Raw genomic sequence first — 24026 nt, 5'->3', positions numbered from 1 at the left:
TTGTTCGTTGTTTATCCTAGAAGAAAATACATTCGGGAAGATGGCAAAAAGCTCGCCCTTTGGGAGAGCTGGCGCGAAGCGCCTGAGAGGGTTACTGCTGCTTCGCCTTGATGGACTTCATCAGTCCACCGGCAGAGATGATCTCCTGGATGAACGGCGGGAAGGGCTCGGCATGGAACACCTTGCCGTTAGTCTCATCGGTAATGACACCGGTGTCAAAGTCCACGCTCACGGTGTCGCCCGCATTGATGGCATCCACAGCCTCCGGGCACTCCATGATGGGCAGACCGATGTTGATGCTGTTGCGGTAGAAGATGCGGGCAAAGCTCTTGGCGATCACGACCGAGATGCCGGCGGTCTTGATGCACAGCGGTGCGTGCTCACGGGAGGAGCCGCAGCCGAAGTTCCAGCCGCCCACCATGATGTCGCCGTCCTTCACCTTCTTGACGAAATCCTTGTCGATGTCCTCCATGCAGTGGCTGGCCAGCTCCTTGGCATCCTGGGTGTTCAGGTGGCGGGCCGGGATGATGACATCGGTGTCCACGTTGTCCGGGTATTTGAAAACAGAACCTTTTGCGTTCATTGTTGTGCTCCTTTCCGATCAGACCGTGCGGGGGTCGGTGATATAGCCGGTCAGTGCGCTGGCGGCGGCGGTGGCGGGAGAAGCAAGGTAGACCTCGCTCTTCACATGGCCCATGCGGCCCACAAAGTTGCGGTTGGTGGTGGAAACACAGCGCTCGCCCTCGGCCAGAATGCCCATGTAGCCGCCCAGACAGGGGCCGCAGGTGGGGGTGGACACGATGCAGCCTGCATCAATAAAGGCAGTGGTCCAGCCGCGCAGGATGCATTCCTTGTAAACGGCCATGGTGGCGGGGATGATGATGCCGCGCACGCCCTTGGCAATGTGCTTGCCCTTGAGCACGTTGTAGGCGGCTTCCATGTCCTCCAGACGGCCGTTGGTGCAGCTGCCGATCACAACCTGATCGATCTTGATGTCCTTGCCCTCGCTGGCAAGGTGGGTGTTCTCGGGCAGGTGGGGGTAGCTGACGGTGGGTTCCAGCTTGTCCAGATCGATCTCAATGGTCTTTTCGTACTCGGCATCCGGGTCGGCCTCAAAGAACACCGGCTCACGCTGGCTGCGGCCCTTGAGGTAGCTGCGGGTCATATCGTCCACAGGGAAGATGCCGTTCTTGGCACCGGCTTCGATGGCCATGTTGCAGATGCACAGGCGGTCGTCCATCGTCAGGCTGGCAACGCCCGGGCCGGTGAACTCCATGGATTTGTACAGCGCACCGTCCACACCGATCATGCCGATGATGTGTAGGATCAGGTCCTTGCCGGACACACGGGGGCCGAACTTGCCCTTGAGCACGAACTTGATGGCAGAGGGTACCTTGAACCATGCCATGCCGGTGGCCATGCCGGCAGCCATATCGGTGGAACCGACACCGGTGGAGAAGGCACCCAGTGCACCATAGGTGCAGGTGTGGCTGTCCGCACCGATCACGCAGTCGCCTGCGGTCACGATGCCTTTTTCCGGCAGCAGGGCATGCTCAATGCCCATCTGGCCCACATCGTAGAAGTTGAGGATATCGTATTTGTTGGCGAACTCGCGGCACTGCTTGGACTGGGTGGCGCTCTTGATGTCCTTGTTGGGCACAAAGTGGTCCAGCACGATGGCAATGTGCTCTTTGTCGAACACACCGTCAAAACCGGCCTTTTCAAACTCGTTGATGGCAACCGGGGTGGTGATGTCGTTGCCCAGCACGATGTCCAGCTTTGCATTGATGAGCTGGCCTGCCTTGACCTCGGCAAGACCGGCATGTGCGGCAAGAATTTTCTGCGTCAGGGTCATTCCCATGATGGTACTCTCCTTTTGATACTCTCTATTGGATAGGCGGCTTGCCCTCTCAGCTTCGCTTCGCTCAGCAGCTCTCCCAAAGGGAGAGCCTTTGGCAGTCCACGTAAACTTCATCTCTTTGCCAAGGCCTCTCCCTTTGGGAGAGGTGGCACGGCGTAAGCCGTGACGGAGAGGGCGAGGACGCTGCCCTCTTTTTAATTATTTATTATTGATGGCGCTCACCAGTGCCTTGATGCCGGCCACGATGATATCGGTATCCGTACCAGCACCCCAGGTGACGGTGTTATCGCCCCAGACAAGGCCGACGTAAGAGGCAGCGCGGGAGGTGGAGCCTTCGTCCAGACTGTGCTCGGAGTAGGTCTCGAGGTGGAACTCCATGCCGGTGGCGCTCTGGATGGCGTTTGCCACAGCGTCCAGACGGCCATTGCCCACCGAGGTGACCACCTTGCGCTGACCGTTCAGCTCCAGCGTGACGGTGGCGGTGATGCCGCCCACCTGTGCAAAGTGGGCTTCCAGAACGTTGAGCGGCTTGCAGCGGTTGAGGAAGGCATCCTCGAAGATGTGCAGCACCTCGTTTGCGCTCAGCTCCTTGTGGCTGTGGTCGGAAACGCTCTTGACCTTGTAGCCCAGAGCCTCGCGCATTTTGGGCGGCAGGTTGTAGCCGAAGTTCTGCTCCAGCACAAAGCCGATGCCGCCCTTGCCGCTCTGGCTGTTGATGCGGATCACATCGGCATCGTAGGTGCGGCCGATGTCGTGGGGGTCAACGGGGATGTAGGGGCAGGTCCAGCGGTGTTCGCCATGCTCCTTGCGGTAGGCCATGCCCTTTGCAATGGCATCCTGATGGCTGCCGGAGAAGGCGGCAAACACCAGCTGACCGGCGTAGGGGGTGCGCTCGTAAATGTGCATCCGGGTCACCCGCTCGTAGGTGGCGCAGATGTCCGGCATATCGGAGAAGTCCAGCTTGGGGTCCACGCCGTGGCTGTACATGTTCATGGCCAGCGTCACCGCGTCCACGTTGCCGGTGCGCTCGCCGTTGCCGAACAGGCAGCACTCCACTCGCTGTGCACCCGCCAGCACGGCCAGCTCTGCGCAGGCCACGCCGGTGCCGCGGTCGTTGTGGGGATGGGTGGAGATGATCACGCTGTCGCGGTACTTCAGGTGTTTGTCGCAGTATTCGATCTGGTTGGCGTAGACATGCGGCATGCTCATTTCCACGGTAACGGGCAGGTTGATGATCATGGGGCGGTCCGGGGTGGGCTGCATGATGTCCAACACGGCATTGCACACATCCACGGCGTAGTCCACCTCGGTGCCAGTGAAGCTCTCGGGGCTGTACTCGAAGAGGAAGTTGCCCTCGTACTCCTGACTGAGCTGCTTGACCAGCTTTGCGCCGTCGGTGGCGATCTGCTTGATCTCCTTCTTGCTCTTGTGGAACACCTGCTCGCGTTGGGCCACAGAGGTGGAATTGTAGAAGTGGATCACCGCGCGGGGTGCGCCCTTGACGGCCTCGAAGGTCTTGCGGATGATGTGGTCGCGGCACTGGGTCAGCACCTGCACGGTGACATCCTCGGGGATCATGTTCTTCTCAATCAGGGTGCGCAGGAACTCGTACTCGGTGTCGCTGGCGGCAGGGAAGCCCACCTCGATCTCCTTGAAGCCGATCTTGACCAGCATCTGGAAGAACTCCAGCTTTTCCTCAAGGCTCATGGGCACGATCAGGGCCTGATTGCCGTCGCGCAGGTCCACGCTGCACCATGCGGGGGCTTTTTCAATGTGATCCTTCTTTACCCAGCTGTCATAGCCTGCGGGTACCGGGTAGTAACCCGGAGCGTACTTGGTTGCGTCCATCATATTCGTTGTCCTCCTGGCTTCCTATCAGCTTACATTCAACACTTTTTGCAGGCGGTCTTGTCCCTCTCAGTCATTGCTTCGCAATGCCACCTCCCCCGAGGTGGGAGGTTTGAAGCTCCCCCTTCGGGGGAGCTGGCGCGATAGCGCCTGAGAGGGTAAGTCTGCTGCTCAAACGAAAAAAGGCTCCCGTCTCTCAAAGGACGAAATCCTCTGAGAGACGAGAGCCTGTAAGTTCTGTTACAGGGCACCCGTGGTACCACTCTCTTTGCTGGCAAGACCAGCCACTCACACGATCGGCTTTTTGCGGCGAATCGCTGTCCTTGTAACGGTGGACATCCGTCAGAGCCTACTTGTGTGTTCAGCCCTGCCGCTCAGGGGCCAGTAACCGAAACCCTCTGCACCCGCCTTGCACCACCCGGCGGCTCTCTGTACGCAGAAGAAAATCGTTTTTTCCCCGTCAACGCATTTGTGCTTTTTTCAAAGTGAGCTTATTTTACCAGACTGGTCTGCCTCTGTCAAGCAGTTTGGCTCAGATGCAGAATGAAGAAAATTCAACTTTCGACGGAAAATTCCGGGCAGGTTTCATTCTTCGATGTACCGGAACCGGTCAGCGGCCAGCGGAAGTCTGTGCGTCGCCGGTCTCGTCGATCATCATGACGTTGCCCTGGATGGGATTTTCCACCGGGGAGGCGTAGCCGCCGTAGTTCGAGTCGCGGCCGACGAGCAGGTCGCGGCGGCAGCGCAGGCCGACATGGAGGACGGCAGAACTGCTGATGTGGCGCAGGGTGACCTTGGTGGTGTCGCTCTGGCCCTCGCACAGCAGAGACAGGTTCAGGGTGGTGGAGGCCTTGTTGGTCGTCAGGACCACGGTGCGCACCCCGTTGTCCATCAGCTTGCGCATCTCACCGGCGGTGGCGCGGAAGGTGGCGACATCCTCCGGGACGGAGAGGGTCAGAACCTGATCCTTCACCGAAGCGGTATAGAGCACCTGCTTGCCCAGCAGGCCCTTGACGGTGTATCTGGCCGAATAGGCCGGGTTGGAGGCAATCGTCGACTCCGAAGTCTGCGCATCGCCGGTCTCGGCGATCATCATGACGTTGCCCTGAATGGGGTCTTCCACCGGGGCGGCGTAGCCGCCGTAGTTCGGGTCACGCTCGGCAGTAGTCTGTGCATCGCTGCTGTGCAGGGCGATGTCGCCCTGGGTCATGGTGCTCTCGTCCTGCGGGGGCAGATAGCCTGCTACAACAGCCTCGTCTGCGGCCGTTTCGGCGGAAGGCTCAGCGGCAAACGCACCGAGGCTCATGGACGCCATGGCGGACAGGATGAGGGCGGCGGCGATGGCCTGACGGCCAAATTTCGTATTCAAAATCTTCATGGATCATATCCTCCTGATTCAGGGGCTCGTTCGGCCCGTTCTGCCTTGTATACGAACCGGAGAAACGGATTATTGCAGCATCGCTGGGAAAAATATTATTCCCGCTCCAGAATCTCCATGAACTCCTCGCCGGTGATAGTCTCTTTCTGGTACAAATACTGTGCCAGCTCATCCAGCTTGGCGCGGTTGTCGGTCAGGATGCGGACAGCCTTTTCGTGCTGGGCCCGGACCAGCTCCACCACCTTCTGGTCGATCTCGCGCTGGGTCTGCGCCGAGCAGGCCAGCGAGGTGTCACCGCCCAGATACTGGTTGTTCACGGTCTCCAGCGCCACCATGTCAAAGTCCTTGCTCATGCCGTAGCGGGTAAGCATGGCGCGGGCAAGCTTGGTGGCCTGCTCGATATCGTTGGAGGCACCGGTGGTGATGGATCGGAACACCACTTCCTCGGCGGCGCGTCCGCCGGTAAGGGTGGCGATCTTGTTTTCCAGCTCTTCCTTGCTCATCAGGTAGTGGTTGCCCTCGTCCACCTGCATGGTGTAACCCAGTGCGCCGGAGGTGCGGGGGATAATGGTGATCTTCTGCACAGGGGCAGAGTTGGATTGCTTGGCCGCCACCAGTGCATGGCCGATCTCGTGGTAGGCCACGATGCACTTTTCCTTGTCGGTGAGGATGGAGTTCTTCTTCTGGTAGCCTGCAATGACCACCTCGATACTCTCCTCCAGATCGGCCTGCGTCACGCTCTTGCGGCCTGCACGCACAGCGCGCAGAGCTGCTTCGTTGACGATGTTGGCAAGTTCCGCACCGGATGCACCGGAAGCCATGCGGGCCACGGTGTTGAAGTCGATGCCCGGGGCCAGTGCCACCTTTTTGGCGTGCACTTTCAAAATCTCTTCGCGGCCCTTAAGGTCGGGCAGCTCCACCGGCACACGGCGGTCAAAACGTCCGGGACGGGTCAGCGCCGGGTCCAGCGAATCCGGGCGGTTGGTAGCCGCCAGAATGATGACGCCGGTGTTGCTCTCAAAGCCGTCCATCTCGGTGAGCAGCTGGTTCAAAGTCTGCTCACGCTCGTCGTTGCCACCGAGATTGCCGCTGTTGCGCTTCTGACCGATGGCATCGATCTCATCGATGAACACGATGCAGGGGGCCTTTTCCTTGGCCTGCCGGAACAGGTCGCGCACCTTGGATGCGCCCATGCCCACGAACATCTCCACGAATTCAGAACCGGAAATGGAGAAGAACGGCACGTTGGATTCGCCTGCCACGGCCTTAGCCAGCATGGTCTTGCCGGTGCCCGGAGGGCCCACCAGCAGGATGCCCTTGGGCATGGATGCGCCAATGCTCTCGTACTTGCCGGGGTCGTGCAGGTAATCCACGATCTCCTGCAGGTTTTCCTTAGCTTCATCCTCACCGGCAACATCCGCAAAGCGGATGCCGTGGGTGGACTGCACATAGACCTTGGCGTTGGACTTGCCCACGCCGCCGAACATCATCGAGTTGGGGCCGCCCATTTTTTCCATGAGCTTTTTGTTCATAAAGTTGCCCAGCGCGGTGAAGAGGACGATGGGCAGCACGAACCAGAGCAAGAAGCTGAGGATGGGCGAGGTCTGCTCCACGATCTCGCTGGAAAACTGTGCTCCGGCATCATACAGGCGCTGGGTAAGCTCCGGGTCGTTCATCAGGCCGGTCTTGTAGACCTGCTTTTCCTCTTTATCGGTAAAAATGATCTGGTTGGATTCGATATCCACACGGCCGATGTTCTTTTCCTCGGTCATGGTCATAAAGGTACCGTAGTCCACTTCCTCCACCTGACGCTCGCTCATCCACGGCAGCAGCACAAGGTTGAGCAGCAGAAGCACCAGCAGCACGACGGTGTAATAGATGGCCAGCGGCTTCTTCGGCGTTTTGACTTCTTTCATGATGATCCTCCTTTTTTCAGGGTCTCTGCTGTTATGATACCACAATCGAAGTTCAGTTCCAGCGTTTCCAGCGCCTTTTTGCAAAAACTTCGCGGTTTGTTCACAAAAGGTGCAGAACAAAAGGGCCTCCGCCCCACGGGGAGCAGAAACCCTTTCGTTCACACACACATTTTAGGAGAAAAGGAGAGTTGATTCGGAGAATGGGGGGAGTTCTATCGCACGAGCGGGCAAATAGGGGAGGGTTACTCGCCGCGGACGGCTGCGAAACCTGCTTCCAGATCAGCAATGATATCGTCGATGTGCTCAGTGCCGATGGACAGGCGGATGGTGTTCTGATAGATCTGCTGCTCGGCCAGCTCTTCGTCGTTCAGCTGGCTGTGGGTGGTGGAAGCCGGGTGGATGACCAGACTCTTCACATCAGCAACATTTGCCAGCAGGGAGAAGACCTTCAGGTTATCGATAAACTTGAATGCCTCCTTACGGCCGCCTTTGATGTTGAAGGTGAAGATGGATGCACCGCCATTGGGGAAGTACTTCTCGTACAGGGCGTGATCCGGGTGATCCGGCAGGGAGGGGTGGTTGACCTTCTCCACCTGCGGGTGGTTTGCCAGAAACTCGACCACCTTCTTGGTGTTCTCCACATGGCGCTCGATGCGTAGGCTCAGGGTCTCGGTGCCCTGCAGCAGCAGGAAGGCGTTGAACGGCGAAATGGTGGCACCGGTATCACGCAGCAGGATCGCACGGATGTAGGTGACAAAGGCTGCGGGGCCTGCTGCATCGACAAAGGAAACGCCGTGGTAGCTGGGGTTGGGGTCAGCAATGTTGGCGAACTTACCGCTTGCCTTCCAGTCGAACTTTCCGCTGTCCACAATGATGCCGCCCAGCGTGGTGCCGTGGCCGCCGATGAACTTGGTGGCGGAATGAACAACGATATCTGCGCCGTGCTCAATGGGACGGATCAGGTACGGGGTGCCGAAGGTGTTATCGATGACCAGCGGCAGGCCGTGCTTGTGCGCGATGGCTGCAATGGCATCGATATCGGGGATATCGCTGTTGGGGTTGCCCAGAGTTTCCAGATAGACGGCCTTGGTGTTGGGCTGGATGGCATTCTCCACCTCAGCCAGATCGTGTGCGTTCACAAAGGTGGTGGTGACGCCGAACTGGGTCAGGGTGTGCTCCAGCAGGTTGTAGCTGCCGCCGTAGATGGTCTTCTGAGCCACGATGTGGTCACCGGCCTGTGCCAGTGCTTCGATGGTGTAGGTGATGGCAGCGGCACCGGAGGCGGTTGCCAGAGCAGCCACGCCGCCCTCCAGCGCAGCGATGCGCTTCTCGAACACGTCCTGCGTGGAGTTGGTCAGGCGGCCGTAGATGTTGCCGGCATCTGCCAGACCAAAGCGGTCTGCTGCGTGCTGGCTGTTGCGGAACACATAGGAAGTGGTCTGATAGATAGGCACTGCACGGGAATCGGTTGCGGGATCGGCCTGCTCCTGGCCAACGTGAAGCTGCAGGGTCTCAAATTTATAGTTAGACATGTTGATTACCTCTCTCTTTGTACAAATAGTATTATTTTTATCTACAAAAAATCCCGGTCGCTGCGGTCTCAAGACAGCGCACCGGGCAAGAAGATCCTGACGTGTTTCGGGGCTTTACCGGCACGGGCACATTCGTCCGGCGGAGGGCAAAGCACAGCAGTTCGTCCAGAATTCTGCCCGGTCTGTGTACATTCGCCCACAGCGGAAGTTTGCATGAAGCAGGTTTTTCCAAATCAGCGACATCGCGGTGCCCTCCTTTCTCTGAATTTCCCACTAAGTTGGTGGATTGGATGGTTGCATTATATCCCCATTTACCTAGATTGTCAATAGGTTTATGGAAGAAACTTCAAAATTTTTTGCAGCGGCGCAGAGCGGCATTTTTGGTTGACCGTCTGCCCTTCGTGTTGTATACTGAATCTATTCTTTTGTCTTATGAAGGAGGGGAGCCGGGATGTCCATCGGGCCAAGTCGTCCGCTCGTGCTGGAAAAGCCGGACGCCATTGATCTGCAGCAGGCCGCGCGGTATTTTGGCCAGCGGGGCCCGGCGGATGAAGCGACGGCTTCTTTATTAGAACGATGTGCCGTGCCCATTCTGGCGGCGGCCACACCCCGCGCCGTCTGGCTGGAAGGGGATGTGCAGAGCCTTGCCGAGGCCGGGCTTCTGCTGGGGGAGGACGTCTTCCGCCACCTGACCGGCTGCAGCCAGGCCGTTTTGCTGGCCGTGACCCTTGGCCCCGGCGTGGATGCACAGATCCGCCGTGCCGGTGTGGGAGATATCGCGGCCGGGGTGGCGTCGGATGCGCTGGGCTCGGCATTGGCCGAGCAGATGGCAGATGCCGCTGAGGCGGAGCTGCGCCAGTGGGCCGCAGGGCAGGGCAGATATCTGACGGGCCGTTATTCGCCCGGCTACGGCGACTGGCCCATCACGGTGCAGCCGCTGGTGGCCGCAGCGTTGGACACCGCCCGCCGGGCGGGCCTGTGTGTGACCGATACCAACCTGATGACCCCGCGCAAGAGCGTGACGGCGCTGCTGGGCGTCAGCGACCATCCGGTCCGGGGGCATCTGGCCGGGTGCGGCCACTGCGTGCTGCGCACCCGGTGTGAGTATAGAAAGAGGGGGATCACCTGTGCAAGTGAATGAACTGTTTACCCAACCGAATACCGTCCTGCTGGACGGCGGCATGGGCACCATGCTGCAGGCTTCGGGCCTGAAGCTGGGTGCAAAGCCGGAGGAGCTGAACATCACCAATCCGGAGCTGATCGAGAGCATCCATGCCAAGTATGCCGCTGCGGGCAGCCGCATCGTCAACGCCAACACCTTTGGCGCATCGGCCCACAAGCTGGCGGGCAGCGCCTACAGTCTGGAAGAAATCATTGCGGCGGGCATCGCCAACTGCAAGCGCGCCTGTGCGCCCTACGGTGCCCTGACCGCGCTGGATGTCGGCCCGCTGGGAGAACTGCTGGAACCCAGCGGAACGCTGGCCTTTGAGGATGCGGTGAGCGAGTATGCGCGCATCGTCCGGGCAGGCGCTGCCGCCGGGGCCGACCTCATTTTCTTTGAGACCTTTACCGATCTGTACGAGCTGAAAGCCGCTCTGCTGGCAGCAAAGGAAAACAGCGGCCTGCCTATCTTAGCCAGCATGAGCTTTGAAGCCGGCGGGCGCACCTTTACCGGCTGCACGGTCGAGAGCTTTGCGGCCACCGCACGTGGTCTGGGAGCGGATGCCATCGGCATCAACTGCTCACTGGGCCCCAAGGAAATCTTCCCCATGGCAAAGCGTCTGGCAGAGGCTGTGCCCGGCGACTTTCCGGTGTTCGTCAAGCCCAATGCGGGCCTGCCCCGGGCCGACGGCAGCGGCTACGATATCACTCCGCAGCTCTTCGCCATGGAAATGAAGCCCTACCGGGAACTGCATCTGTTCGCGGCGGGCGGCTGCTGCGGCACCACGCCGGAGTTCATCCGGCTGCTGAACGGTGTGTTTGCAGACTGCCAGCCCGGTCGGCCTGACCACCCCATGCAGTCGGTCATCTGCTCCCCGGTCAGCTGTGTCAACGTGGACGGCATCACGGTGGTGGGTGAGCGCATCAACCCCACCGGCAAAAAGCGCTTCCAGCAGGCACTGCGGGAAGAGGATATGAACTACGTTCTGGAGCAGGCGGTCAGTCAGGTGGAAGCCGGTGCTCAGGTGCTGGACGTGAACGTGGGCGCACCCGGCGTGGACGAGCCTGCCCTGATGCCCAAGGTGGTCAAGGCCCTGCAGAGCGTCACCAGCCTGCCGCTGCAGCTGGATTCCTCCAATGTGCAGGCACTGGAAAACGGCCTGCGCGTGTACAACGGCAAGCCCATCGTCAACTCGGTGAACGGCGAGCCGGAAGTGCTGGAAAAGGTGCTGCCCCTGTGCAAAAAGTACGGTGCCGCCGTTGTCGGTCTGGCCATTGACAAAAAGGGCATCCAGCCCGGAGCGGAAGACCGGGTGGCCATTGCCCGCCGCATCACGGAGGCGGCCCTTGCCGTCGGCATCCCGCGGGAGGACATCTACATCGACTGCCTGACCCTGACCGCCAGCGCCCAGCAGAAGGACGTTCTGGCCACCGTGCAGGCACTGGAAGCCTGCAAGAAGGAGCTGGGGGTGCGCACCATTCTGGGCGTGTCCAACATCAGCTTTGGCCTGCCCTGCCGCCCGTACCTGAACACCACCTTCCTCACCATGGCCATGTATGCGGGCCTTGACCTCGCCATTATGAACCCTTCCAGCGAGGAGATGATGGCGGCAGTGTACGCTTACAATGTGCTGACCAACCGCGATCCGCAGAGCACCCGGTACATCGAACGGTATGCGAACCGGGTACCCGCCTCCACGGCGCTGGCGCAGGCGAACCAGAACGCCGTGGCAGCGCAGGGCGCACAGCCCGGCGGCGCGGCGGAAGTCTCCGGCCCTTATGCGCCCCTCATCAAGGCAGTGGAAAAGGGCCTGAAGGGCGATGCCGCCGCCCAGACCAAGGCACTGCTGGCCGAAAAGCAGCCGCTGGAAGTGGTGGACGAAGCACTGATCCCGGCGCTGGACATCGTGGGTGCCAAGTACGAGAAGGGCACGCTGTTCCTGCCGCAGCTGCTGCAGGCCGCAAGTGCGGCCCAGAGCGCTTTTGAGGAGATCAAGAACGTCATTGCCCAGAAGGGCGAGGGCAGCGCCAGCAAGGGCCGCATCGTGCTGGCCACCGTCAAGGGCGACGTGCACGACATCGGCAAGAACATCGTCAAGGTCATTCTGGAAAACTACGGCTTTGAGGTGATCGACCTGGGCCGTGATGTGCCGGTGGAGACGGTGGTGAACACCGTGCGGGAAAAGAATGTGCATCTGGTGGGCCTTTCCGCCCTGATGACCACTACCCTCAAGAGCATGGAGGAAACCATTGCCGCCCTCCATGCAGCCAAACTGGACTGCAAGATCATGGTGGGCGGTGCGGTGCTCACGCCGGAATATGCCGAGAAGATCGGCGCGGACTGGTACGCCAAGGATGCCAAGCGCAGCGCCGACATCGCCAAGGAATTTTTCGGGGTCTAAAAAAGGGGCTGCTGCACAAGGCGAAAAGCCAGTGCAGCAGCCCCTTTCATAGTGTCCATAACGCTCGAACCTGAATTTATTCCAGATACTGCGGCAGATTCCACGTTCCTCGCAGCACACGGTGGATTTCCACAGCTTTTGTTTCATCGTTGATGCGATAGAACACCAGATACTGGTCAACGACCATTTTGCGGTACGTCGGATCAAGGCGGTAAAGTTCGCACATTTTCGGAGTATCACCTAATTTTGTGATCTTCTCCCGTAGCTCTTTCAGTACGCGACTGGCCGTTTTCGGGTAAAAGCCGGACAGATACCGGGCAATCTCGTTCAAGTCCTGCACAGCAAGGGGCAGATATTTGATCTTATACGTCATACTGTTTGCCCAGCGTCTCCCATACGCTTTCGTGGTCTGCCCACTGCGTGTCGGGGTCAGCCGCCTGCTGTTTTGCCTTGGCAAGCGCCTCGGCAACATACCGCTGGTGCATAAACTCCTCGTATTTGGCGTAGTCCTCAATGTTGATGAGAACCGACTCGCCACGGCCATGATTCGTGATGATCACATGGTCGTGATTTTTAAGCATCTCCGAAATTTCGGCGTAGTGGTTGCGCAAATCGCGGGAAGGGCGAACGAATGTCTGCATCATACGGGACACCTCCTGTCAGGATGATTGTATCACAAATTGACTACGAACGCAAGGCGGATGCTTCTTGTTGGGGTGTGCCTGCCCCAGACCCTGCTGGAAACGAGTACAGCAAACTGGAGGTTATCGTTTGTTTTTCATATTGCTAAAAGTAAGAACAACGCAAACAGCTATAACTACTGCTGCGACGATTAAAAGCATATCGTTATGAAAATACAGACTCAATAACAACAAAACCAAATCTATGATTTGCAAAATTGGTAATAATTTTCTCATCTACTTTTCCTCCTCAAATTCTTATTTGTTGAACTAAGCCGAGTATACCACACTCCACCATGAAAGAACACTCCGATATAGTGAAATTTTGCCATTTCTCTGCGTACGTGCGTACACGCTCCGCAGGGATTCCAAAGGGGCTATGCCCCTTGGCACACAGACTTTGGAACAAAGTCTAGTGTGTTACACCTTGCCAGAGGTGTACACGCTCTCCCGGTACGCACGTACACAGCGATTGCCCCCAATGCGTCATATAGGGTGACGACCAAGTTCGCACAAAGCAAACTTGATCCCGTAAAACAAAAGGCAGGATACCACCGTCATAGTGATACCCTGCCCTTGCTCGTTTACCGCTCTGCGTACTCTCGTCGCAGAACCTCCTGTAAACAAAAAACGTACCCGAACCCTTTCTCATAGAGAATCGGGTTCGAGTACGAACTGTATGGTGGACGGTACAGGACTCGAACCTGTGACCTCCTGCACGTCAAGCAGATGCTCTACCAGCTGAGCTAACCGTCCAGATGTCGTATCGACTCGATTATGATACCACATCTTTGGCCGGATTGCAAGCCTTTTTTGCAAATTTCTGCAAAAATCATTGCAGAGCCTTCCGGATGATGCTGTAGAGCACGGGTTTCATGGCGTCGATGTTGTCGGGTTTGCCTTCGAGGATGGACGAGTAGCACACCGACATGCACATGCTGCCCAGTGCCGTGATGCGCTGGTAGATCTCCCGCTCGGTGCGGCCGGCCATTTCCGGGCTGGACATGATGGCGTGGAGCAGCTTGCGCATCAGCGGCTCGGCTTCGCGGCTGGCCTCGATCTGATCCAGCCCCGGCCATATGAAGTTGTGCTCCAGAAAACGGAGCATCAGGGTGTCGTTCCGCAGGGCCTCGATGATGTGGTCGATGACGAAGATCATCTTGTCGGGAAAATCCATCGGCGCGCTGGCGCGCTCACAGGCCGTCACGGCGTCGTCCAGCAGCTGGTAGCTCACCCGGCCCAGCAGCGCCTGGGTCACAGCACCCTTGTCGGCAAAATAGAGATAGAAGGTCCCTTTGCCCACCTTGGCGCGGGAGGTGATATCCTCCACGCTGGTCTTGGATGCGCCCCGTTCCAGGAACAGCTCGTATGCTGCATCCAGAAGCGCCCGGCGCTTCTCCTGCTTTTTGCCCTCCACGGTATTCATGCTTTGGGTCGATTCCTCTTTTCTGCGATGTTCTGTCGTGTAAACATTATTTTAGCAATGCTTTCCTCCCGGCGCAAGCCCCAAATAGCCGATCGGTGTTAGACAATTTTCAGTGGATGATAAAAAAACTGACGTTTGGTCAGTTTTTGTCTTGACACTTTCCGCCAGCTGGTTATAATAGTGCTTGCTCAGAAGTGACTGCGAGTCATTTTTGAGCGCCAATTCTGTTCCAACATTTCAATGGAGGGTTCTCATGAAAAAGATCGCACAGGGCATTGTGCGGCTGCGCAAGCTGATCCTGACAGTAGCATTCCTGCTGTTGATCCCTTCCGCAATCGGCGCAATTGCTACCCGCATCAACTATGACATCCTCACCTACCTGCCGCAGGATCTGGACTCCATGATCGGCGAGGTAGCCCTTGAGGACGATTTCCATTTGGCCTCCACCGGTATGATCACGGTAGAAGGCTTACCCACAAACGAACTGATCGCCATGAAGAAGGACATCGAGGCTGTTCCCGGCGTGACCCAGACCTTCTGGCTCAGCGATGTGATCGACCCCAGCATCCCCACCGAGATGCTGCCCGCCGATGTACAGCAGTTCATGTTCGGCAAAAACGATTCCACCATGCTGATCGTCCGCTTTGACGCCCCCAGCGCCAGCGACGAGACCATGGAAGCCGTCGCTCAGATCGAAAAGCTGCTGCGCAAGGACTGCTTCTTCGGCGGTATGAGCGTTATCCTGCAGGACACCAAGGCACTGGTCAATCAGGAAATGCCCATGTACATCCTGATCGCCGTGGGTGCCAGCCTTCTGGTGCTGTTCCTTTCGCTGGAAAGCACCATCACCCCGCTGCTGTTCATGCTGGGTCTTTTGTTCCCCATTGCGTACAACTTCGGCACCAACATCTTTCTGGGCCAGATCAGCTACATCACCGAAGCACTAGCCACCGTGCTGCAGCTGGGTGTCACGATGGACTTCTCCATCTTCCTGCTGCACCGCTATCAGGAAGAGAAGGAGCTGCGCTCTTCCAACGAGGAGGCCATGACCAGCGCCATCTGCAAGACCATGACTTCCATCTCTGCTTCCAGCCTGACCACCATTGCAGGCTTCCTGGCACTGTGTGCCATGCGTCTGACGCTGGGCCGCGATATCGGCCTTGTCATGGCAAAGGGCGTTGCCCTCGGCGTCATCTGCACCGTGGTCATCCTGCCCTCCCTGATCCTTACCTTTGATAAATGGGTGGAAAAGTACAAGCACCGCACCGTGATCCCCAAGCTGAAAAAGCTCAGCTACTTTGTTTCCAACCACTCGGTGCCCATCGTGGTTATCTTTATCCTCATCCTCATCCCCTTTGCCATCGCGCAGAACAAGACCGAGGTGTACTACACCCTGTTCGACTCCCTGCCGCAGGACCTGACCGGCATCGTGGGCACCAACAAGCTGGGCGAGGACTTCGGCATGACCACCAGCCACTTCATTCTGGTGCATGACGACCTGACTGCCACCGAGGTGAGCGACCTGTGCGATGAACTCAAGGACGTGGATGGCATTACGCAGGTCGTGAGTCTGGATTCCATCACCGGCCCGGGCTTCCAGACCGAGCTGCTTCCCGACAGCATCATGGAGATCCTGCAGTCCGGCGGCTACAAGCTGATCCTTGCCAACAGCTCCTATAAGACCGGCACGGATGCCATCAACAACCAGCTGGACGAGATGATTTCCCTCATCAAGACCGTTGACCCCGAGGGCGTCATCACCGGCGAGGGCGCCATGACGAAAGACCTGATCGAAGTGGCAGATGTGGACTTCAAGAACGTCAACGTCTGGTCCATCATGGCCGTTCTGGTCATCATCGCCGTTTCCTTCAAGAGCATTTCCATCCCGGCGCTGCTGGTGGCCAGCATTGAAGCCGCCATCGCCATCAACATGGGCATCCCGTACTTCACCGGTACGCAGCTGCCCTTCATTGCAAGCATCGTCATTGGCACCATCCAGCTGGGTGCTACCGTGGACTACTCCATCCTGATGACCACCCGTTACCACGAGGAGCGCGCCTTTGGCCGCACCCCGAAGGAAGCCGCCCAGCAGTCGCTGGAGCACTGCAGCCAGTCCATCCTGACCAGCGGCCTGACCTTCTTTGCCGCCACCGTCGGTGTGGCTGCCATCAGTAAGATGGAGCTGCTGAAGAGCATCTGCCTGCTGATCTCCCGCGGCGCACTGATCAGCATGGTGGTCATTCTGGTGATGCTGCCCGCAGCCCTGATGCTGTGCGACTGGATCATCCGCCACACCACCCTCAAGTGGATGGTACCCGAATCCGCCACCGCCAAGAAGTCTGAAAAGGAGTAATTACCTTATGAAAAAATCGCTTCGTTTCGCCAGTGCGGCGCTGGCGCTGACTCTCGCCGCCAGCATGACGATGCCTGCCTTTGCCGCAGGCAAGTCCGATTTTGCCAAGTCTGAGAACGTCTACGCGGTCATGAACGGCGACGGCTCCATCAAGAGCACCACCGTCAGCGAGCACCTGTACAACGCCAACGGCCTGTCCGGTGTGACCGATGTTTCTTCCCTGACCGACATCCAGAACACTGAGAGCGATGCCGAGTTCACCCAGAACGGGGAAGAGCTGGTGTGGAACACCAACGACACCGACGTCTATTATAAAGGGACCACCGACCGTGACCTGCCCATCTCGGCCAAAGTCACCTATACGCTGGATGGCGTGACCGACAGCCTGGAGAACCTGATGGGCAAGAGCGGCCACCTGACCATTCAAATCGACCTGACCAACAACGAGACCGGCACCGTGAACGTGAACGGCAAGGACCGCACCATCGTCACTCCGCTGATCACCGCTGTGGGCGTCATCTTTGGGGAGGACGTCTCCAATGTGACCGCTGAGCACGGCGTGATCGAGTCTGCCGCCAAGAGCAACGTGGCCGCATTCGTCACCCTGCCGGGCGTGAAGGATTCCCTGTCCGGCCTGCTGCCGGAGGACCTGTCCACGGTGGAAGATTATTTGCAGGACACCGTGACTGTGGAAGCCGATGTGGAAGATCTGGCAGCTCCGCAGATCATGCTGGCCGCAGCCACCAGCCCCGATGCTCTGGGCACGGACAATGTGTTTGACCTGAGCAGCATCAACGACCTGACCGATGGCATCAACCAGCTGAACGATGCCATGAGCCAGCTCATGGACGGCGCTTCCCAGCTGGAAGACGGCGTCTCGCAGCTGGCCGGCGGTACGCTGGCTCTGCTGGATGGTGCATCCCAGCTGAAGACCGGTGTTGCCACGCTGGACGACGGCCTTGGCCAGCTGACCAACGGTCTGGACACCCTGAGCGCCAACAATGCAGCACTGAACGCCGGTGCGCAGCAGGTGGCGGACGGTGTGCTGGCTTCTGCCAACAAGACCCTGAAGGAAGGCGGCCTGATCGACACCCCTATGACCTGGGACAATTATGAAGCCGTCATCGACGAAGTCCTGACCATGAACGACAAGACGCTGGCCGCTGCCCGCAAAAAGATGGTGCGCACCATCTGGGAGCAGGCTCCCAGCTTCAAGGACAGCCAGCTGGATCTGGCCCTGTATCTGTCCGCGACCAAGACGAACCACGATCTGGAAGCAGCCCTCCGCCTGATGCAGAGCTACGACCCCTCCATGATCTGCGGTCTGGTGCAGCTGCTGACCAATGCCGACGCCCAGCAGATCGCCCACGAGGAGCTCAAGCTGCAGGCCGAGAACAGCGACGATATTGCCAGCGTCCGCGCCCTGAAGACCAGCCTTTCTCAGATCCAGTTCTTTGTTTCCAGCGTGAACCAGTACACCAACGGTGTCGCCACTGCGGCCGACGGTGCCCACTCCGCAAAGGATGGCAGCGCACAGCTGGCTGCAGGCACCAAGACCCTGTATGACGGCGTGAACACCCTGAACAACGGCGTCAGCCAGCTGACCGACGGTGCCACCCAGCTGAACGATGGTCTGAACCAGTTCAACGAGGAAGGCATCTCCAAGCTGACCGGCGCGCTGGATCAGGATCAGCTCCATGGCCTGAAGACCGTGCTGGACGAGATGACCGGCCGCCTGAACGACTACACCAGCTTTGCCGGTGCACCGGAAGGCGCTTCTTCCAACGTGAAGTTCGTCTACAAGACCGCTGAAACCGTGGCCGCTGCCGAGAATACGGCTGTGGCCGAGACCACCACCCAGGAGGGCAACTTCTTCACCCGCCTGTGGCAGCGCATCGTGAACCTGTTCAAGTTCTGAACACTTTGAAGTAGAAGTAAAACAGAAACGCCCCCTGGTATCGCAGCGATACCAGGGGGCGTTTTGCTGCCATTTGGCAGGATAGAACGTTCTCAGAACCAGTTGATGTCCACGATGACCAGCTCCGGCGGATTGTTGATGCGGGGGACCGGCGTACCCTTGCCGTCACCCAGACCGCGGCTGATGACGAGGGAGGTGTCGCCGATCTGGTGCAGACCCTCGGTCAGCGTTGGCAGGAAGCCCTGATCCGGCGTGTAAAGCCCGCCGATGCCGGGGATGCGGATCATCCCGCCGTGGGCGTGGCCGCAGAGCGCCAGATCGACCGGCACGTCAGAGAAGAAGCCGTCCTCCAGAAAATATTCCGGGTAGTGGACCAGCAGCAGCTTGAAGGCATCCAGCTGCTCAAAACTCTCGAAATATGCACTGGCGTACCGCTCGTAGGAAGCGGGTGCTTCGGCCACGCCGCCGATGGCGATGGTGTTGCCGTTCACCTCCAGCGTCTCAGTCTCGTCTGCCAGGAAGTGGACGCCGATGGCCTCCAGATCTGTCCCGATGGGGGAGTTGTGAAAAACGATCTTGGGCCACTCGTGGTTGCCGGGCACGTAGTACACCGGCGCGATCTTGACCAGCTCTTCGCACAGGTCGGTGACGATGGAATAGTCGTCCACCAGCTTGTCGTTCATGTCGCCGGTGATGGCGATGATGTCCGGTTTGAGCGCGGTGATCCGCTCGATCAGATCCGCATTGTGGTCGCCGAACTCATGCAGATGCAGATCGGACAGCTGAACGACCCGGACGTTCGAGGTCAGCTTGTCGGACTGGACCTGATAGTAGCTCTCGACGAAGCTCTGATGCTTTGCAATAAGGGTGAAGATGCCCCACAGGGCCGCCAGCAGCACCGCCAGCCCCAACACGAACTGAAAGATGCCCAGAACGATTTTTTTCAATAGGCCGAAGCGGGCCTTGCGGGGTTCCGATTGAGAAGCCAAAGATTATCCCTCCTGTCTGGTTTTAGAGCGCAGTGCCTCACGCAGCAGCGTGCGGATGGAATAGGCATTGTTGGCCTTACTCTCCGAAATGCCGATGGTATATGCGTAGGTGGCCTCGGTGCTCTCGGCGTTGTAGGCCGCGATGAGGCGGTGGAAGTAATCAGCAAAGCTCTCGGCGTCCTCCATCCGACACTGGTCAAAGAAGCCGATGAACTGCTGGCCGCCGTTGTAATAGACGGTGCCGCAGGTGGCCGAGGCTTCCTTCAGGAAGCCGGCAAACTGGCCCAGCATCGCGTTGCCGCGTTCGCGGCCATAGGCGGTGTTGATCTGGCTCAGGTTGGCCAGCTCCACCACCACACAAACGGTATCGTCCGGCAGGACGCGGCCGCTGTTGTTCCGGATGAACAGATCGCAGGCGGTGCGGTTGGGCATATCCAGCGACTGCTCAGTGAAGAACATGTATTCCACAAAGTCCTGGATACGGCCCAGCAGGATGGCACCGCAGACGCCCAGGATGAAGAAGACCGCAACGCCCAGCAGGATATACAGCTTGACGTTGATCTTCTCGCTGACCGTGGTGCTGGCCAGAACGCCCAGGTTGACCGCGCCACAGTATTCGTTGTACTCCTTCATGGTGATGGAGAGGCTCTCATACAGGGAGTTCAGCTGACTCTGCAGGGCGTCGATCTCCTGCTCCACAGACTGCTGGGAGAAGGCCTTGTTCTCGCTGGAAACGTCCGTGGAGTCGGCTGCATCCTGGAACACGCCGATGATATACTGGCAGTAGGCAGCGTCGATGACGTTGCTGGACTTGCGGTTCAGGATCGTCACGTAGTCGCTGATGAGGGTGTCGTAGACGGTGGTGCGGTCTACTTTGGTGTCATACTCGTAGACCTCGCTCAGCACGAAGCCGCCGGCGTCATCCTCGGTGCCGGTCCGGGCCCCTTTCTGGTAGTAGAGGGAGCCGTCCTTGTTCTTGTTGCCGTAGCTCTGGATGACTTCCAGTACGGCGGCGACCTTCTCGGTGTCCACATCGCCTTCCATGATGTAGGTGTTGTAGCGCTCCTGGTATTTTTTGAGCAGGACTTCCCGGTTCTGCGTCAGCTTGCCGCCCAAAATCTCGGAGAAGAGATAGGGGATCTCAACGTCGCCGACGTAGTTGTACTCATCGAGCAGGTCCGAGAGAGACATCCCGGTGTGGGAAGAGATGAACTCCGGGTGCGATTTCTGGCAGTTGATGAGGTTGGAGGAGATCTCGGAAACGGTGTTTTTCAGGATCTCCGCCTGTTCGAGGTAGTCGTAGCCATGGCCGTCCAGCGCAGAGGCATTGTTGGGGATGGTGTAATAGTCCACGTATTTTTCGCCGAAGCTGGCAAAGTAGCAGCTCAGGATCTCATCCAGCATGGTGCGGGCGTACTCGGTGTCGTAATTGCTGCTGAGCGAGAGCGTGACGAGGTATTCGGTGGATTGGTATTCCTCCACGTCCTCACCTTTTTCAATTTTGGCCGCCTGGGTCTTGGCCACATCGTCGGGCACGATGGGGGTGACCGTGCCGCCGGAGCGGATGGTATCCACGTTGACGGTCAGGTCCAGATTTTCAATGGCCTGCTTGACGACGGAGGAAGAGAAGATCTCCGAAACATCCAGCTCGCCGCCGCTGGGGGTCTTGCCGTCCTCGGCCTGGGAGTAGTTGTATTTGATGATGGACTGCGCCGTATAGGCCTGATTGCTGGTGGCATAGCGCATGAAGAACACACCCGCACAGAACGACATCAGCGCGATGAGCGGCCACCATTTTTTCAGATATCGGATGATGTTAAAGCTTTTCATTTCGTTTTGTCCTTATCGCGGATGACTTTGCTCTTGGCGAGGACCCTGGCGCAGAGTGCACAGAACGTGACACCGCCGGTCAGGATCATCCACTTGATGCTCAGTTCGTCGGCCAGAGAACGTTTCTCAAAACTGATGGTCAGGTAGTTTTTGGTCTTGTAGCGGATGTATTCCTTGTTGAGGATCCGGGAGGTCTCGATGAGATTCTCCAGCTTCTGCTTCATATCCTGAATCATGCTCTCGGCGGTCGCAATGCTGGAAGGCGTATTGGCCGTCTGGGCACTCATCTGGCGGATGGCGTATTCGTTTTTCTGGATGATGGCCATCGTATCGTTGGCGGAGTCGTTGGCGCTCTCGGCTGCCGAGGCCTGGTAGTCGATGGCGACCTTGGTGCGGGACATATAGAAGTTGTTCTGGGTGTCCAGCGTGGGGATCAGAACAACGGCAGTCAGGGCCGAGTCATAGATCTCGATGGTGTGCAGGCGGTTCTGGTATTCGGCCATGAGTTTCTGGTAGCTGATGTTCTTCAGAAAGTTCTGGTATTCCAGCTTGCTGATGTAGCGCTCCCGGTTTTTGGAGAGGCCGCTCTGCAAAACATAGGAATCGTATTTTTCAAGGTCGATGCTGGTGAAATTGTCCACCTTCTGGCGCAGAGAGGTGAAGGTCTCGCCGGTGAGTTCGGAGCGGAAGGTACCGTTCTCCTTGGCGTTGGTGTTCAGGAAGCGGTGGAGCTTCTGGCACTCCTTTTCAAAGAAGGAGCCGATCTCCATGTACTCCTGCTTGTCGCACTCGGACCAATCGGGGGAGATGCCCATCTCGACGTAGGTATAGTCCTCGTAGAAGGCCTCTTTGTAGGACTCGACGATCAGGCTGAGCATATCTCTGGCCGAGATGCGGGGGCCGATCTCGTCGTTCTTTTCGTAGGTGATGGTGTAGGTGGTGGCGATCTTGTAGTTTGTGGTGTCGGAGGGCAGCTGCATTCCGTTGACGTTGGAAGCCCAGGCCGTGATGTTTTCAGCCATATCCTGCGCGGTGACCTGGCCTTCGAGGCCGGCCTTCGCGATGGCGCGGTCCAGCACGTCGTCCGATTTGATGAGCGAGATGTTGAACCGGGTGTTGTTGGGGTAAAGCCCTCTGGTGGCTTCCTCGTAGTTCAGGGCGATCATCATCTTTGCGGTGCGGGCTTTCAGGTGGTACATCACAAAGCTGGTGGAGCACATCACCAGAAGGATGAGGGCCAGGTAGAGGAGGCGGTGCTTCCACAGCCCCTGGAAGAGAAGCTCGACCAGCGCCCAGAACTTACTTTTTTGCGGGCGGTTCGGTTGGTTTGTTTTGGGAGATGGCATGGTTGTAGATCACCTCGTTTCGATCCAGCTGCTTCATGGCGTGGCCGATGGGCAGCAGCATGAAGATCGTGTTCATATAGCAGTAAAAGGCGGTGTTGTCGGTCGCGTAGGTCACAAACGCATAAATGGTGCAGTACAACAGCAGGAAAGCGGTCTCGGTGCCGTACTGCTTCTGGCACCAGACGACCTTGCCCTGCCAGCTGAGCCAGATCCAGAAGGAAAAGCCCCAGAAGCCAAGCTCAATGTACATGGTCACAAGGTCGTTGTGCATCCCGCCGAAGTCGTGGGTGCCAAAGACGCCGATGCCCGCTGCGTTCATGATGCTGATATACCGCGTGACCCAGCCGATGCCGTAGCCGCGGAACGTGGGGCTGAAGGAATATAGGTCGGTGAAGGCTTCGTACAGGCCCTCGCGGCCCATGGTGTCGATGCCCAGGGTGTCCACCGTCCAGCTGAACAGGCCCGACCAGATGAAGAAGACGTAGAACAGGCAGATGGCGATGGCGAAGATGGAGATGGAATGGAGCACAAAGTTCTGCCCCTTGGGCTTGAGCCGGGTGATGAACAGGTGCATCAACAGCACGCCGAGCATACCGATGAGGGCGATGCGCTTGAGACCCAGATAGAAGAAGCCCGCCGCCAGTGTGAGATGGACGACCCGCCGCCAACCTTTTTCAAAGAGGGCGTAATAGAGGACCATCAGCCCGAACCCGAAGGTCAGGTCGTGGACTTCCAGCGCCTTGATGGGCGCATTGGTGTCCACGCCGCCGGATTTGGCAAAGGCGATGAAGCCGGTGATGAACTCGCTCAGACCGTAGGGCCGGAGGCTGTCGAACACCAGAATGCAGACATTGGCGATGCACATGCCGTAGAAGGTGTAGTCGATGGCTTTGCCGCCGAACAGATACACCGCTGCGCACATCGAGGTAAGCGAGATCATGTGGTAGAGGATGGTGGAACACCCGCGGGACATGTAGTTCAGCTGCTGGAAATCCAGCGACCAGACAAGCATGGACCACGCCGCCATCATCACAAAGGGGATGAGAAAGATGATGTGATATTCCCCGATGAGGGGCAATCGGTTGAAGTCTCCGGTGATGAGCAGAAAACAGGCGGCCAGGCCGACCACGGCGGCCTGCACCAGGTACTTCATGAACCAGGGCAGGCCCATGCCGCGGTACCAGAACCCGATGCCCATCATGGCAATGTAGAGCAGCGGCAGCCAGAACGGCCGCTGCGCCGGTTTCCGCTTCAGGAATTGTGTTCCTCCATGCTGCGCAAGATACTCCCAGTTTCCGCTGCCATATCCCCCAAAGAGTAGTTTCATAAAACTTGGCATCTGCCCTCCTGTGCGAGCCTGCGGGCAAGCCGCGGCTCTTCGCGTTC

Annotated in this window: 18 protein-coding genes, 1 tRNA gene and 1 other annotated feature; of the genes, 4 read left to right on the top strand and 15 right to left on the bottom strand. The window is 58.3% G+C overall.

Annotated features, from left to right (window positions below; genetic code table 11):
• Window positions 1–91: 91 nt before the first annotated feature.
• From leuD to ACNQFG_RS00235, 6 genes are all read right to left on the bottom strand, one after another.
• Window positions 92–583: a 3-isopropylmalate dehydratase small subunit gene (leuD, locus tag ACNQFG_RS00260; protein WP_005942253.1), complete on the bottom strand. Its 492-nt coding sequence runs from the start codon at window positions 581–583 to the stop codon at window positions 92–94.
• 18 nt (window positions 584–601) lie between these two features.
• Window positions 602–1861: a 3-isopropylmalate dehydratase large subunit gene (gene leuC / locus ACNQFG_RS00255; protein WP_423405590.1), complete on the bottom strand. Its 1260-nt coding sequence runs from the start codon at window positions 1859–1861 to the stop codon at window positions 602–604.
• 198 nt (window positions 1862–2059) lie between these two features.
• The gene (locus ACNQFG_RS00250) at window positions 2060–3712 is read right to left on the bottom strand and encodes a 2-isopropylmalate synthase (protein WP_423405589.1); all 1653 of its coding nucleotides are present in this window, start codon (window positions 3710–3712) and stop codon (window positions 2060–2062) included.
• Window positions 3713–3922: 210 nt separating this feature from the next.
• Window positions 3923–4182 (bottom strand) — a binding site (T-box leader).
• Window positions 4183–4319: 137 nt separating this feature from the next.
• Window positions 4320–5087 carry a transcriptional regulator, IclR family protein gene (locus ACNQFG_RS00245; protein ID WP_423405588.1) on the bottom strand — a complete coding sequence of 256 codons (768 nt, stop codon included), beginning with the start codon at window positions 5085–5087 and terminating at the stop codon, window positions 4320–4322.
• A 95-nt stretch (window positions 5088–5182) separates the two neighbouring features.
• Window positions 5183–7003 carry an ATP-dependent zinc metalloprotease FtsH gene (ftsH, locus tag ACNQFG_RS00240; protein WP_423405587.1) on the bottom strand — a complete coding sequence of 607 codons (1821 nt, stop codon included), beginning with the start codon at window positions 7001–7003 and terminating at the stop codon, window positions 5183–5185.
• Window positions 7004–7245: 242 nt separating this feature from the next.
• On the bottom strand, window positions 7246–8535 hold the full coding sequence (locus tag ACNQFG_RS00235) for an O-acetylhomoserine aminocarboxypropyltransferase/cysteine synthase family protein (RefSeq protein WP_423405586.1): 1290 nt from the start codon (window positions 8533–8535) through the stop codon (window positions 7246–7248).
• Between the two features lie 451 nt (window positions 8536–8986).
• On the opposite strand from ACNQFG_RS00235, the gene ACNQFG_RS00230 reads away from it, so the two are divergent.
• The gene (locus tag ACNQFG_RS00230) at window positions 8987–9676 is read left to right on the top strand and encodes a methionine synthase (RefSeq protein ID WP_423405585.1); all 690 of its coding nucleotides are present in this window, start codon (window positions 8987–8989) and stop codon (window positions 9674–9676) included.
• Window positions 9663–12098: a homocysteine S-methyltransferase family protein gene (locus ACNQFG_RS00225; RefSeq protein WP_423405584.1), complete on the top strand. Its 2436-nt coding sequence runs from the start codon at window positions 9663–9665 to the stop codon at window positions 12096–12098. Before ACNQFG_RS00230 ends, ACNQFG_RS00225 begins: the two co-directional genes overlap by 14 nt.
• 76 nt (window positions 12099–12174) lie before the next feature.
• Here the strand turns inward: ACNQFG_RS00225 and ACNQFG_RS00220 are convergent, their stop codons facing one another.
• The 5 genes from ACNQFG_RS00220 to ACNQFG_RS00200 form a co-directional block, all read right to left on the bottom strand.
• On the bottom strand, window positions 12175–12471 hold the full coding sequence (locus ACNQFG_RS00220; protein ID WP_423405583.1) for a type II toxin-antitoxin system RelE/ParE family toxin: 297 nt from the start codon (window positions 12469–12471) through the stop codon (window positions 12175–12177).
• Window positions 12461–12742 (bottom strand): type II toxin-antitoxin system Phd/YefM family antitoxin, encoded by a 282-nt coding sequence (locus tag ACNQFG_RS00215; RefSeq protein ID WP_423405582.1) that lies wholly within the window; start codon window positions 12740–12742, stop codon window positions 12461–12463. The genes ACNQFG_RS00220 and ACNQFG_RS00215 overlap by 11 nt, the downstream gene beginning before the upstream one ends.
• 120 nt (window positions 12743–12862) lie before the next feature.
• Window positions 12863–13015 carry a hypothetical protein gene (locus ACNQFG_RS00210; RefSeq protein ID WP_179860395.1) on the bottom strand — a complete coding sequence of 51 codons (153 nt, stop codon included), beginning with the start codon at window positions 13013–13015 and terminating at the stop codon, window positions 12863–12865.
• A 443-nt stretch (window positions 13016–13458) separates the two neighbouring features.
• Window positions 13459–13534: transfer RNA gene (locus ACNQFG_RS00205), tRNA-Val, on the bottom strand.
• A 76-nt stretch (window positions 13535–13610) separates the two neighbouring features.
• On the bottom strand, window positions 13611–14204 hold the full coding sequence (locus ACNQFG_RS00200; RefSeq protein WP_423405581.1) for a TetR/AcrR family transcriptional regulator: 594 nt from the start codon (window positions 14202–14204) through the stop codon (window positions 13611–13613).
• A gap of 253 nt (window positions 14205–14457) precedes the next feature.
• On the opposite strand from ACNQFG_RS00200, the gene ACNQFG_RS00195 reads away from it, so the two are divergent.
• Window positions 14458–16557, top strand: a complete 2100-nt coding sequence (locus tag ACNQFG_RS00195; protein ID WP_423405580.1) for an efflux RND transporter permease subunit — start codon at window positions 14458–14460, stop codon at window positions 16555–16557.
• A 7-nt stretch (window positions 16558–16564) separates the two neighbouring features.
• Entirely contained in the window at window positions 16565–18475 is a 1911-nt protein-coding gene (locus ACNQFG_RS00190; protein WP_423405579.1) for a hypothetical protein, read from the top strand.
• 92 nt (window positions 18476–18567) lie between these two features.
• Here the strand turns inward: ACNQFG_RS00190 and ACNQFG_RS00185 are convergent, their stop codons facing one another.
• From ACNQFG_RS00185 to ACNQFG_RS00170, 4 genes are read right to left on the bottom strand one after another with little or no spacing between them, the layout of a single operon-like run.
• Window positions 18568–19464: a metallophosphoesterase gene (locus ACNQFG_RS00185; protein WP_423405578.1), complete on the bottom strand. Its 897-nt coding sequence runs from the start codon at window positions 19462–19464 to the stop codon at window positions 18568–18570.
• A gap of 3 nt (window positions 19465–19467) precedes the next feature.
• Window positions 19468–21294, bottom strand: coding sequence for a diguanylate cyclase domain-containing protein (locus tag ACNQFG_RS00180; RefSeq protein WP_423405577.1), 1827 nt, complete (start codon window positions 21292–21294; stop codon window positions 19468–19470).
• A complete protein-coding gene (locus ACNQFG_RS00175) occupies window positions 21291–22640 on the bottom strand; it encodes a hypothetical protein (RefSeq protein WP_423405576.1) in 1350 nt (449 codons plus the stop codon). The genes ACNQFG_RS00180 and ACNQFG_RS00175 overlap by 4 nt, the downstream gene beginning before the upstream one ends.
• The gene (locus ACNQFG_RS00170) at window positions 22594–23979 is read right to left on the bottom strand and encodes a hypothetical protein (RefSeq protein WP_423405575.1); all 1386 of its coding nucleotides are present in this window, start codon (window positions 23977–23979) and stop codon (window positions 22594–22596) included. The genes ACNQFG_RS00175 and ACNQFG_RS00170 overlap by 47 nt, the downstream gene beginning before the upstream one ends.
• Window positions 23980–24026: the final 47 nt, after the last annotated feature.

It is taken from the genome of Faecalibacterium prausnitzii (genome assembly GCF_049532945.1).
GTDB lineage: Bacteria > Bacillota > Clostridia > Oscillospirales > Ruminococcaceae > Faecalibacterium > Faecalibacterium prausnitzii_N.
The sequence above is the reverse complement of the archived record's forward strand: the minus strand, read 5'-3'. Positions and strand labels throughout refer to the sequence as shown.